9 protein-coding genes and 2 pseudogenes are annotated in these 12,587 nt (G+C 53.4%); 1 reads left to right on the top strand and 10 read right to left on the bottom strand.

Going from position 1 to position 12,587, the window contains the following annotated elements:
- Nucleotides 1-6: 6 nt before the first annotated feature.
- The 10 genes and pseudogenes from FPL14_RS16285 to FPL14_RS16240 all read right to left on the bottom strand — a co-directional run bounded on the left by FPL14_RS16285 (nucleotide 7) and on the right by FPL14_RS16240 (nucleotide 11,331).
- Complete coding sequence (locus tag FPL14_RS16285; protein WP_182298680.1) at nucleotides 7-2,469, bottom strand: ATP-binding protein; 2,463 nt, start codon at nucleotides 2,467-2,469, stop codon at nucleotides 7-9.
- Nucleotides 2,462-2,826, bottom strand: a pseudogene (locus tag FPL14_RS16280) (response regulator). Before FPL14_RS16280 ends, FPL14_RS16285 begins: the two are co-directional and overlap by 8 nt.
- A gap of 16 nt (nucleotides 2,827-2,842) precedes the next feature.
- Nucleotides 2,843-3,208, bottom strand: a complete 366-nt coding sequence (locus FPL14_RS16275) for a response regulator transcription factor (RefSeq protein ID WP_182298678.1) — start codon at nucleotides 3,206-3,208, stop codon at nucleotides 2,843-2,845.
- Entirely contained in the window at nucleotides 3,193-4,473 is a 1,281-nt protein-coding gene (locus FPL14_RS16270) for a GGDEF domain-containing response regulator (RefSeq protein ID WP_182298676.1), read from the bottom strand. Before FPL14_RS16270 ends, FPL14_RS16275 begins: the two co-directional genes overlap by 16 nt.
- A gap of 169 nt (nucleotides 4,474-4,642) precedes the next feature.
- Nucleotides 4,643-5,662, bottom strand: a complete 1,020-nt coding sequence (locus FPL14_RS16265; RefSeq protein ID WP_229263541.1) for a zinc-dependent alcohol dehydrogenase family protein — start codon at nucleotides 5,660-5,662, stop codon at nucleotides 4,643-4,645.
- Nucleotides 5,659-6,776, bottom strand: a pseudogene (locus FPL14_RS16260) (NAD(P)-dependent alcohol dehydrogenase). Before FPL14_RS16260 ends, FPL14_RS16265 begins: the two are co-directional and overlap by 4 nt.
- On the bottom strand, nucleotides 6,776-8,161 hold the full coding sequence (locus FPL14_RS16255; protein ID WP_182298666.1) for an FAD-dependent oxidoreductase: 1,386 nt from the start codon (nucleotides 8,159-8,161) through the stop codon (nucleotides 6,776-6,778). Before FPL14_RS16255 ends, FPL14_RS16260 begins: the two are co-directional and overlap by 1 nt.
- 29 nt (nucleotides 8,162-8,190) lie before the next feature.
- Nucleotides 8,191-9,546, bottom strand: a complete 1,356-nt coding sequence (locus FPL14_RS16250; protein ID WP_182298664.1) for an extracellular solute-binding protein — start codon at nucleotides 9,544-9,546, stop codon at nucleotides 8,191-8,193.
- 48 nt (nucleotides 9,547-9,594) lie between these two features.
- Nucleotides 9,595-10,440: a carbohydrate ABC transporter permease gene (locus FPL14_RS16245; RefSeq protein WP_229263540.1), complete on the bottom strand. Its 846-nt coding sequence runs from the start codon at nucleotides 10,438-10,440 to the stop codon at nucleotides 9,595-9,597.
- 30 nt (nucleotides 10,441-10,470) lie between these two features.
- Nucleotides 10,471-11,331 (bottom strand): carbohydrate ABC transporter permease, encoded by an 861-nt coding sequence (locus tag FPL14_RS16240; RefSeq protein WP_229263539.1) that lies wholly within the window; start codon nucleotides 11,329-11,331, stop codon nucleotides 10,471-10,473.
- 274 nt (nucleotides 11,332-11,605) lie between these two features.
- Here FPL14_RS16240 and FPL14_RS16235 point away from each other — a divergent pair, with 274 nt between their 5' ends.
- Nucleotides 11,606-12,583, top strand: coding sequence for a carbohydrate kinase family protein (locus FPL14_RS16235; RefSeq protein WP_182298655.1), 978 nt, complete (start codon nucleotides 11,606-11,608; stop codon nucleotides 12,581-12,583).
- Nucleotides 12,584-12,587 lie beyond the last annotated feature (4 nt).

The following is a 12,587-nucleotide window of genomic DNA, read 5'->3' as shown; positions in this document are numbered from 1 at the left end:
AAGGAATCAGAATAGCGATCTCTCATATCCAGCCACGTTCCGATTCCCCGTCGCAAGCGGGAGCGATAGAGAGAACGTGCTGCCCTGACCGTATATCGAGGAAACTTCCACTTTGCCGTCGTGATTATCCATAATTTCTTTGACTATGGACAACCCTAGTCCGGTGCCGCCGATCTCGCGCCGATCCGAATTGTCCACGCGGTAAAATTTATTGAACACTTCCGCCAACGCTTCTTGCGGAATGCCTAAACCTTGATCGGTAATGTCGATTCGTAAAGTCCGCGATTCGACGCTGCAGGCGACCGTAATCTCTCCTCCGTTAGGAGAATACTTCACCGCGTTGCCGATCACGTTCATAAGAACCTGCTTGATTCTATCGATGTCTACGATCGCTTGCGTTTCCTGGGAAGCCGGGAGCCATACGAACCGATGATTGGGCGCGTTCACTTGGTGGAGCTCGATCACTTCTTGGATTAAGGGAGCGACGTCCGCTTTCTTGAATTCATACATTTGCCTGCCGGATTCCATTCGCTGCAAATCGAGAAAATCGCTGATCAACGACGTCAACCGGGTCGCTTCCTGATGAATCGTACCGATGTATTTCTTTTGCCGTTCGGGCGACAGCTCCTTGTGGAGCAGCAACTCGGCAAACCCGAGCACGCTGGCAAGCGGCGTACGCAGCTCATGGCTAACCGTGCTGACAAGCTCCGATTTCATCTGATCCATCTCGTATTCTTTCGTTATGTCGCGATGCACGAACAAGGTACCGATCCTATCGCTCCTTTGGTAGAGCGGCTCATAATACATTTGAACGATTCGGCGAGCCTCGCCCGTCCATTCGTAGGTAATGCTTCTCGCCTCTGTCTCTTGCCCCCCGACCATATCCGCGATGAACTCCGCGAAAGGAATAGGATCCTTCACGTGAGGCTGCATAAAGGCGCCGTACTGTTCGAGAGTCGGCTTCCATCCGCGCCCCGCTTCTTCGCCCATCATTTCATGCCACTTCGAGTTAACGAGTACGGTCATCCCTTCCTGATCGACCAAATGAATGCCTTCATGAAGCGTATTCAGCGTATTCTGCATCATCTGGCGCTGACGCTCCGCTTTCTCGTAAATATCCAGCTTATCGAGAGAAAGAGAGATCTGCTTAGCGTAAGTTCTAGCCTCGCTTTCTTCTTTGGGCGTCATCTCAAGGCCTAGTCGGGTTAATACGACGCACGCGAACACTTCTCCCCCGGAGTTCAGTACCGGAATATAGATATCGCTGACGTCGTTGAGTTCCAAATGGTATCCGCTCTCCGCCGGGGTTGCCGGACGCTTGAGCGTAAACGGCAGCTTGCTCATCCTGACGCGGGTAATCATCCCTTCGTCGGCCGTAGCCAAGAACCGTTGGATCGCGGCTTCCGGAAGGCCGAACGCGGCATAGTCCCTATCGGCATTCAACCGGATGATGACGCCTTTATCCGCGTTCATGAAATGCACCATATTATAAATAATGCTCTGAAGCAGCTCCCGGCGGTCCAAAGTGCTCGCCAACGATTGAACGAAGTCGTTGCGCTTGCGCAGCTTCTGTTCGTTATCCTCCATGTTGCCGATCGCCCTCGTCAGCTCTTCTTGTTGCATCTGGAGCTCGTCCTGCTGGGCGTGCAGCTCCTCGTTCTGCGACAGAAGTTCCTCCGCCCGGTATTGAATCTCGTACATCATCGATTCCAGCGAACGGGCTAATCCTCCGATCTCGTCCTGGCGATCGGTATATTCAATCTTCAGCATTTGTCCGGGCACGAACAGCTTCGCTCTCGCGGCAAGCTTGCTCAGCGGAATGCCGAAATCCCTTGCGGTAAGGAAGGTGACGATGACCGAAACAGCCAGAATGCCCAACACGTAGAAAATAAGCTTTACGCCATGCTCCGACGTAGAATGGACGAACGACTCCCGCGTCGTCATTAATTCCGTCTCGTATTTCTGCTGCAGGGATCGCGCGTCCCTCATATGCATATTGATTTGTTCCTTGAGTTCCGAAGCGAACAGTTGGCGCAAATTTTTCTTGTCGTCATTGCGGGCATACTTGACCGCTTCCGGCAACTTGTTGTCGAAATAGTTGTTCAGGAACCGTTCCAGCCTCTGAACGAACGCGGTCTCTTCGTCGTCTAACGCCAATTTCTTGAAATCGGACAAAGCCCGTTCCAGATTCATCTTCTCGAGGAATATCAAATTGTATTCATTATCGTCCAACAAGACGTAGAAGCCTATCGACCGGTAAAAAACCTCGTTCATATGCTCCGTAATTCCCGTCACGGACTTTTGTTTCAGTTCGAATTTGTCGCTAATAACCCGATACTCGTCCTGAAACTTCTGATCGTTCCAGTAGATTACCGCGGCGCCCGCGAGCACGATTACCAATAACATGATCATCATTCCGGTGAATCGCTTAGTGATGCTCCTTCTAAACGGCCCCGTCCATCTACTCATGCAGCATGTCCCCTATTTTCCGAACGAGATCGAAAGGGCTGAACGGCTTCGGCATGAAAGCGTCGCGCCCGCGAGCTTGATTCTGTCGCGTTCCGCTTGCTGGCTCTTCGCCGTCAGCATCAGAATTTTGATTTGCCGTTTATCCGGCATTCGCCTCACGACGGCAATGACGTCGGAGCCCGTGCATTTCGGCATCATATTATCGAGGATAACGAGATCATAGGATCCGGCTTTGATTTTGTCGATCGCTTCCTCCCCGTCGCAAGCCGTATCCAGTTCATAGCCTTCGTCTTCAAGCGTATCCGTAATTAACATTCGAAGCACCGCTTCGTCTTCAGCTAAAAGAATCTTGGCCATTTTCCGCACCTCGCCCTTATTTGTACACTTGGATTCTTTGGATCAATCGCACGATTCTCGCTTGCAGTTCCTCAATGTGGAAAGGCTTCGTTAAATAATCGTCGGCGCCGAGCTGCAATGCCCGGACGATATCTTCTTCGCTTGATCGTCCGGTTAACATGATGACGGAATATTGATCCGACTCCGACGTGGAACGCAAGCGCTCTAACACCTCGAGACCGTCCATTCCCGGCAGCACGCCGTCCAGAACAAGGATGAAATGCGCCCGTTCAAGATGCCAAGAGTCGGCAAAGAAAGCCTCTCCGTCTCGAAAAGCCCGAATCTCGATGTCCGTTTTCGAACAGAACGAATCCTTTAAAATTTCCGTCAGCAAGGCGCGCACGATCGCGTCGTCGTCGATGATGGCGACCCTGAGCTTCCTAGCCTCCTGCGACGATTCGATGTTCGCGCTGACCGTTTCAATCCGATTCCGCCCCCGCTCTTTGGCGCGATATAGAGCACGATCGGCATCTTCCAGCCATTCTTGGAGCCGAGACGATCCGGATCCGAAATCTCGATGATTCCCGCGGAAAAAGTGACATGCAAGCCCCTCCCCTCGGCAAAGTCGATCTGGCTGAACTCGGTCCCTATCCGCTCCAGCAGCGATTGGGCTTCCAGCTCATGCGTCCGCGGCAGAAGCAGGACGAACTCTTCCCCTCCGAGGCGGATGAGAGTATCGTTGGCTCTCACGTGACGTTTCAGAAATCCGGCAAAGCCCGAGAGCACCTTGTCTCCGACTAAATGCCCATAGCTATCATTAATCGACTTGAAGCGATCTAAATCAATAACCGCGATGGAGAAGTTTTCTCCCGTTCGCTGGGAATCTTGGCACAGAATCCGGTAAGCCTCGGCTAGAAACTTGCGGTTCAGCGCCCCGGTTAACTCGTCGATAAACACCAGCTGGTCCAACTGCTTTTTGCGCGCGAGCTGCCGTTCTATTCGAACGAGCAGTTCTTCGATATCGATCGGCTTATTCAGGAAATCGTCGGCGCCCATCCTAATCGCTTTAAGCCGGGTAGCCCTCTCCGTATCCGCGCTAATAACGGTCGTCGGGATATATCTCATGCGGATTTGGTCCTTCAGAATATCCATCACGTCGAATCCGTTTTGCTGCGGGATGAAAATATCGAGAATGAGACAATCCGGCGCGCGATCGTGAAAATAGTGAATGGCCTGCGCGGGATTAACCGTGGCGATAACGTAGTACCCTTTGGCTTCCAGCTCTTCTTTCAAATAGCGCAAAAGAGCGGCGTCGTCGTCCAAAATAAGAATAAGCGGCTGATCATCCGGCTTGTCCGCGGCGGGCATATCAAAATCGGGATGCATATGCTCATGCTCCCGTTGGATCTCATAGCACTTCGTTATAAGCTTTATCAGGAACGAACGAAGCCGGTCGGGGCTCCATTCGTTATCCGTCGAACGTTGGACGATGTCCAACAGTTCTCCGGCTACCTCGAATAAATCCATCATGCCGATGGTGCCCGAGGTGCCTTTCACGGAATGGAGAAACCGCTCCACTTCCTCATGCGGTATCGAGGTATAGGTATCGAACCAAATCTCCGATTGCTGGCGAATATTGGCCAACAGCGCATCTTGGTATTTCTGCAATAGTAGTCCCCCTGATGAAGAAGCTTTCGGGCTATGCAAGTATATCGGATTCTGCGGCCTAAAAGTGAATTCGTTTCCTTCCACGATTGGATTATTGCAGATAAAAAAAGCGATTGCATGAGGACAAATCCTCATACGATCGCTTCCTTTTTATCCCTGCCCACGACGGCTATTCGAACGAAATTTGCACTTTCATATCATCCTGCGAACGGTCGCCCTGCAAAAACTTCACGGCGCCTTCGAGCGTCACCTCGCGGGTCACGAGATGCTCCGTATTTATTCGCCCGGCTTCGAGCCAAGCAAGCGCCGGCGCAAAAGTATGGCTAAGCGCCATCGAACCGATCAACGTCCATTCGCGTTGGTAAAGATCGAATGTCCGGAGTTGGACGGAATCGTCCTCCTTCGTTACGCCGAACTGAACATATCGGCCGCATGGCCCGATATACTGGAACGAATTCGCGATAACCTGAGGGACTCCGGTCGTATCGACAACGATATCGAAGCCGTCTTTCCCCATCCGTCCCTGCAACTCCGACGCGACCGAACCCGCATGCAGCACCTTCGTCGCTCCCCACCGCGAGGCAAGCTCCAGCTTCTCTGCCGCGAGATCGACTACGACTAACTCGGAGACGCCCGACCGCGCCAACGCCTGTACCCATTGTTGGCCCATGGCACCCGCGCCGAACAACAGCGCGCGGTCTCCCGTTCTAGGGCTCAGTCTATTTAATGCTTGCACGACGCAAGCGACCGGCTCGATGAACGCTCCTTGCGCGAACGATAACGAATCCGGCAGCTTCGCGGCAACTTCCGCGGGCACGGCGACGTATTCCGCCATCGCGCCGGGCAAGGTAACCCCGATCGTATCCCAGCGCTCGCAATGGATAGAGCGGCCCGACACACAGAAGCGACACCGGCCGCACGACAAGTTCGGGTCGGCGCTCACGCGATCCCCGACGAGAAATCCTTCGACTCCGTCCCCGACTTCGTGAACGACGCCGGCGAACTCGTGTCCCGGAATAATCGGATAGGGAGACAAATATTCTCCTTTGTAGATATGAAGATCCGTTCCGCAAATCCCCGCCCTCTTGACCCGCACGACAATTTCGCCTTTCTGGGCCCGCGGAACGGGCGCCATACGAACAACGGCGTTCCCGGGGCTCTCCACGACTAGAGCCTTCATCATCGTCATTGCATATCCCTCCGTTCGTTTTGAGGCAGTCCGTTCGGGTAGACGAGTACCTTTAGAGAACCGCTTTTGTTCGTTCTTGCCCTCTCCAATGCCGCTTGCGTTTCTTCAAGCGAATACGCGTCGGTAAACAAGGCCTCGATAGGGAGAGCCGGATCGTTAAGAAGCTCAAGTCCGAGCGGATAGGTGTTGGCATACCGGAACACGCCGCGAATGTCTATCTCGTTATCCACGATATAAGAGATATCAAGCGCGGCTTGACCTTGCGGCGGAAGCCCTACGATTGCCATTATTCCGCCGCGCTTCACTCCCAGAAGAGCCGATTGCAAGGCATTCGGGTTGCCTGCCGTTTCGATGGCCGCATCGACGCCTTCGCCATCGGTAAGGCGACGGATAGCTTCCGCGACATTCTCCCTTCCGGCATGAATCGCATACGACGCGCCTAGCTTCAGCGCCGTTTCCATTCTCAGGGGCTCAACGTCCGAAACGATAATTTTCTTGGCCCCGCAGGCGCGCGCCGCAACGACGGCCAACAAGCCTACCGGTCCCATCCCCATGATGGAAACGACGTCCCCTTTCTTCAAGCCTGCTCGGCGAACCGCATGAAGGCCGACGGAGAAGGGCTCGTTCATGGCCGCCCTCTCGAACGTTAAAGCATCCGGAATAGGGAAAACAAAATCTTCCCTTATGACGATATATTGCGCGAAAGCGCGTCGATGGGGGGCGTCGCCAAAAATCGGACGTCCGGACACAAATTGTACCTTCCCGATTTGCAGCTCTCGCAACGCCCGCAAGCGATGCCCGGTTCAACCGCGACCCTGTCTCCGGGCGCGAAGCGGCTCACCCGCACTCCTACGGCAACGACCTCGCCGGAGCATTCATGGCCGAGCAGCAACGGCCGTTCCACGACGTAACGCCCGATCTTTCCGTGCTCGTAATAATGCACGTCAGAGCCGCAAACCCCGACGGCCATGACTTTAATCAACACTTCGTCTTCGCGGGGCCGGGGAGTCGGCCTTTCCTCCAAGGTCACGTCGAACGGATTATGCATAACCGCAGCTCGCATTGCCGGAGGCGGAGTTTCGATCTTCTTGACATAGGAATCGCCGCTGCTCATTAGGCGATTCCCGCAGGCAAAACAACATCCTGCGCAAGCAACGTTTGATGCAATTCGCGGATATTCACATGGCGCGGTTCAATCCCCGATGCGGAGGCCAATGCGGCACCCGCTCCCGCGGCTTGCCCCAACGCGAACGCGCAAGGCATGACTCGGATCGCTCCTAGCGCCTCATGCGTCGCGGACACGCACCTGCCGGCAACGAGCAGTCCGTTTATTAGCCGCGGGACAAGAATACGATAAGGCATCTGATAAATGTTAGCCGTCTTGAACTCTTTGCTGAACTCGGTCGTCACTTCGTTAGGGCTATGAATATCGATCGGATAGCCATAGAGAGCGACGACATCCTCGAAGGAACGGCCGCTGATCAAATCGTCGGAGGTCAGCATGTATTCTCCGACAAGCCTTCTCGTCTCGCGAACGCCGATCTGCGTAGCCGTATCGACGAGCACCGCGTTCTGGAATCCCGGAAAATATTTGCGGAAGAAAGCCAGCAGCTCGAACACTTGGCGACGGCCTTCCAGCTCCGCTTTAGACAAATCCTCCGCATTCGTGCCCGCGAGCCCTTGCACCCGGCTCGTGTTCACCCGCCATACTCCGGCTTGCGTCGTCCGGTAGATGCCGAGATGGTTTTTGTTAACCGTCCACTCCCCGGACTCCCGCTTCTCCGCGATCAAGCTGCCGAATAACAGGTCGCGCTCTTCCGGGTGCTCCTCGACGTACTTAAGAATTTCCTCGTCGTTCACTCCCGCAACGCGGAAGAACATCGTCATCGGCTGGGTAAGCCCATCCGATTTCCTTCCTACTTCGAGCTCCGCGCCCGCACGGAACGCCACGTCCCCGTCGGCGCTGCAATCGACCGTCACCTTGGCGCGGATAGCCTGCAGCCCCGATTTGTTCACGATTAGAGCTCCGTTCACCCTGCCGTCCTCCACGATGGAATCGACGAAGAAGGTGTGCATGAACATCCGGACTCCCGCTTCTTCCATCATCTCCGCCGCCGCGAGCTTAACGGCCTCGGGATCGAACGGAGTTACATGATCGTGCCCTTTGCTGAAGAAGCCGGAATACGCGCTTCCCGTTCTCACTTGTTCGGGGTGAACCGCTCCGCCGAACGATTCCATCCTCCGTACCAATTCATCGAACACGCCTTTAACCAATTGAGTCTCGCCGTCATCGCTATAAGAGTTCATGAAAGGCCCGACCAAACCCGCAGTCGCGTTGCCTCCAAGAAACCCGTAACGCTCTACCAGAGCCGTCTTCGCTCCCGCTCTTGCGGCGGCGAGGGCCGCTCCGATTCCGGCGGGGCCGCCTCCGATCACGAGAACGTCGACGTCGCCGATAACCGGAATATTCGTATCGTAGGAAATTTGATTGTTAGTCATGGATATGCATTCCTTCCCCTGTTTCGCATTTATTTAGAGCTTTGCAGCAATTTGTCCGACCGTTCCTTCATGGATTTCACGGCTTCTTCTGTTGGCTTCTCTCCGATGAGCACGCGTTCGCCCTCTTCTTCCACGATCTTTTGGATTTCCGCAAGATGATCGAATTTCGTATCGCGAACGTATTCTACGTCAGCGAATACAACCCGTTTAAAGGATTCCACGTCGAACAGCTTTTCCGGATTCTCTCCCAAGATCAGGGAAGCCACTTTATCCTTGTCCGCCTTCTTCCAAGCCGGCACGCGTCCGCCCGCTATCAACGGCTCATTGCCTTCGGTCACGTACCATTGCATGAATTTCCAAGCCGCTTCCTTGTTCTGGGAGCGTGCGTTAATCGTCGTGAAATCCAGATAACCCGTGCCGCCGCCCAAATAAGCGCTATTCTCGGTAAGCTTCGGAGGCGGAGCGAACGCCGTAATGAAATCATGCGGATAATCCGTCGTATTCTTGATGTTCCGCAAGCTCGCCGTGCCGATCCAATGCATAGCGACTTTGTTAGTCAGATAGAGTTGAATCCCTTCCATCTTCGTGGCTTTAGCTTCCGCGATCGGCGGCTGGGCTTTTAGCGTTTTCTCAAGGTTGAACATAATATCGAAATACCGTTTGAACGCCGGATGATCGAAATTGCTCGTTCCGTCTTCTTTGTAGAAAGCGTCCGGACCCAATTCCGTTTTCACCGCTTTATCGAGATACTCGAAAATTTTCGGCTGCAGCAGATCGGTGTACGAGCCCCAACGCTTGTCGGCGCCGTCTCCTTTGGTCAACTTCGCCGCGTAATCCATGTATTGGTCCCAAGTCCATTGCTCGGGAATAGCCAAGCTCGCTTCGTCCAGGAACGATTTGTTCAGCGTTACGAAATCGTTCAAAATAATGGCGGGGATATAGTAGGTTTTGTCCGCGAATTTCGTGATCGCGTTCTCTCCGAAGTTCTCTTCCACGTTAAACGCGCTTTTCTCGATGAAGCTATCCAGAGGCTCGACCATACCCGCGTCGATTCGCTTGGACAGCTTGTCCATGCGGTAGTTGATGAACAGATCGACTTGATCGCCCGCGAGCAACGCCGTTTCAAGCTTCGTATTGCCGCTCTCGTCGTTCACGAATCGAACGTATTCGACCTGAATGTCGGGATTGGCTTTGTTCCAGTTCTCTACCGCTTGCTTCGGCCCGTTCTCCTCCGGCACCGCTCCCCAGAACTTCAACTTGATGACGTTGTTCGAACCTTGTTCGCCCGCGGAGGCGGAAGGCTTGCCGTTATTGGAACTGCATCCCGTAACGATAAGCGCCAGAATCAACACGAGCAGCAAACCAGATGTTTTAACTTTATTCATACGACATCTCCCTTATCCGTTGTTTGTATGGAACCTCGAGTAGACCGATCAGCCCTTCACGCCGCTGGACACCACCCCCTCGATGAACCATTTCTGGCAAGCGAGGAACAAGAGGATGACGGGCAGGATCGAGCTGACCGCCGCTGCCATCATCAAGGTGTAGTCCGTTCCCGACTCGTCGATGAAATTGGTAAGCCCGAGCGGAATCGTATATAACTCCTTCGATGCCAGGAAAACGAGCGGGTTGACGAATTCGTTCCAGTTCCAAGTGAAGCTCAGGATGACCAGAGACACAAGCGAAGGCTTCGAGAGCGGAACGATTATGCGCACCCATGTCTGGAAGTGGCCCGCCCCTTCGATTTTGGCGGCCTCCGAGAAATCCTCTGGAATGCCTACGTAGAACTGCCGAAGCAGAAACACGCCGAACGCGGTAAACATCCCCGGCAAGATCAATGCCGCATGGGTATCGTAGATGCCGAGATAATTGAAAATGATAAACCGGGGCACCAACGTAACTTGATCCGGTATCATCAGCGTAGCCAAGAAGACGAAGAAAACGGCATCCCGGCCTTTGAATCGAATTCGCGAGAATCCGTAAGCGGCGGCAGAACAAATGACGACCGTTCCCAATACGGTAATAATCGTCACTTTGACGGAGTTGAAATAATACAAATCGAAAGGCTGCGATCCGTTCCAAACGCGTTCGTAGTTGTTCCAATTAAAGCGGCTCGGTATCCATTCGATCGGGTAGTTAAATACGTCTATCGGGATTTTGAAAGACGTAGATAACATCCAGAGAAACGGCAGCACCATCGCAACTCCGAATACGCCCAGTATGACGGTCAACAGCAATTTTAACAAAGCCGGGCGAAGGCCCGCGGCTTGACTATTCAACGCTTGCTCCCCCTTTCCTAAGCGATCCGCTTAATAGTGCACCCATCGTTTTTGTCCTTGCCATTGCAGGAAGGTAATCAAGAAGATGATCAAGAACAATATCCACGCCATGGCCGACGAATAGCCCATCTTGTAGAAGTCGAAGCCCGTGCGGTACGAATAATACGTGAGTACCGTCGTCGAAGAGCCCGGTCCTCCTTTCGTCATGACGAATACCGCGATGAACACCTGGAACGAGTGAATAATGCTTGTAATCATGACGAAAAAAGTCGTTGGCGACAGCATCGGCAGCGTAATCCTGAAAAAGCTCCTCATCGGTCCCGCGCCGTCTATTTTCGCCGCCTCGTACAAGTCCTTGGATATTCCTTGAAGTCCCGCGAGGTAAATGATCATGTTGTAGCCGACGTTCGCCCAGATCGTCATGATCATGATGGCGGGCAACGCCCATGCGCTGCTAGCCAGCCAGCCCGGCGGATTATCGATTCCGACGCTTCTAAGGAAAGAGTTGATCGGGCCCATCGTCGGGTTGTACAACGTGCCCCATACGATGGAAATGGCGACGATATTCGATACGTACGGCATGAATATCATGAGACGAATCGGCGATTTCATGTAGACGCCTTTATTCAATCCGATAGCCGCTAGCAAGGAAAGGACGATCGTTGCGGGAACGGTAACCGCCGCGAAAACAAGATTGTTAGTCAGACTGTCCACGAACCACTTATCGGACCACATCTCGATGAAGTTATCGAGCCCTATGAAACGCAGCCCCTTCAACCCGTCAAGGAAATTCCAATCGGTAAAGCTGATAATTAGCGATAAAATAATCGGAATGATCGTTAAAACTCCGAATCCCGCTATGCCCGGTAAAATGAACAGCCATCCGGCCAACGTGTCTGATTGCTTCTGTGTGCGAATGTGTATCGCTCCCCTTTCCGGCTGATTTAACTTAATGGTAGCGTTTTCTGCTCGTGCCCGAAAACTCACGAATCCTCTGAAAACGGATACATTTTTCTTTTCATAAATCGTCGTTTTCTTTGCTTAGGTAACGATCTTACGATAAAAAGACACGATTCTTCGAATTCGTCCCCGTTCGTTTACATCCCTATTCGCAACTCCTATACTGAATGAATGTAAGCGCTAGCAAGACGAGGAGATGACGGAAATGAAACCAATTGCTTCATTCGGAGAAGCGCTGATCGATCTGCTATCCATCGATTCTAAAAATTATATCGTTAACCCCGGAGGCGCTCCGGCCAACGTTGCCGCCGCAGCCGCCTTACTCGGCGTTCCCAGCTATTTCATAGGCAAAATCGGAAAGGATGCATTCGGCGCTTCCATCCGAAGTAAATTGACGGAGGTCGGCGTTCGAACCGACTATCTGCTGGAATCGCCCGACAAGAGCACAACGTTGGCTATCGTGACTTTGACCGAGAAAGGCCAACGGGATTTTGCCTTCTATAGGAAGGACACCGCCGACCTATCCCTGACCGTAGAGGAAATTCCCCTCGAATTATTGGAAGAGGCGGGCGTATTCCATTTCGGATCCCTCACCTTGACGGCAGAGCCGGCCCGTACGACTACCCTGCTGGCAGCGCGGGAAGCTAGAAGAAGAGGTTGCTTGGTCAGTTACGATCCCAATCTGCGATTAAATCTATGGAATTCGGAGGAACAAGCGAGAAGCGCCATACTGGAGGCGATGGAACTTGCGGATTTGGTAAAGATTAACGAGGATGAACTTTGCTTTCTTACGGAAGCGGAGTTTAATGGCATCCATTCCCACTCTCTTGAAACCCGGGCTCAGTTCCTGAGCGCGCGCTTCGGCTTGAAGGCTCTGCTCGTTACGTTGGGAGCCGACGGTTGCTTTAGCGTCACGGTCCGCGGAATCGAGAAGTTCCAAGGCATCCCCGTACAGGCCGTAGATACGACCGGAGCAGGAGACGCGTTCGTTGGAGCCTTGCTTAGCGGCATAGCCCGCGAATTGACTTCCCCCGACGAATGGCCGGAATGGCTGGCGCTTCCCGGGAATTGGACGCGCGCGGTCAAAACCGCCATCCGCTATTCGGCGCTTTCGACGGAAGCCTACGGAGCTATCGACTCTTACGGGCCGGAGCCATTCTTATCGACGGAGGAGGAGCGCTAATCCC

The sequence above is a fragment of the Cohnella cholangitidis genome (assembly GCF_014107495.1).
GTDB lineage: Bacteria > Bacillota > Bacilli > Paenibacillales > Paenibacillaceae > Cohnella > Cohnella cholangitidis.
This window is presented reverse-complemented; position numbering and strand designations above follow the sequence as displayed.

What these genes read in the sequence shown, in the direction of transcription:
- FPL14_RS16285 (WP_182298680.1), bottom strand. Translation starts at nt 2,469, where the DNA reads ATGAGTAGATGGACGGGGCCGTTTAGAAGGAGCATCACTAAGCGATTC.
- FPL14_RS16265 (WP_229263541.1), bottom strand. Translation starts at nt 5,662, where the DNA reads ATGACGATGATGAAGGCTCTAGTCGTGGAGAGCCCCGGGAACGCCGTT.
- FPL14_RS16255 (WP_182298666.1), bottom strand. Translation starts at nt 8,161, where the DNA reads ATGACTAACAATCAAATTTCCTACGATACGAATATTCCGGTTATCGGC.
- FPL14_RS16250 (WP_182298664.1), bottom strand. Translation starts at nt 9,546, where the DNA reads ATGAATAAAGTTAAAACATCTGGTTTGCTGCTCGTGTTGATTCTGGCG.
- FPL14_RS16235 (WP_182298655.1), top strand. Translation starts at nt 11,606, where the DNA reads ATGAAACCAATTGCTTCATTCGGAGAAGCGCTGATCGATCTGCTATCC.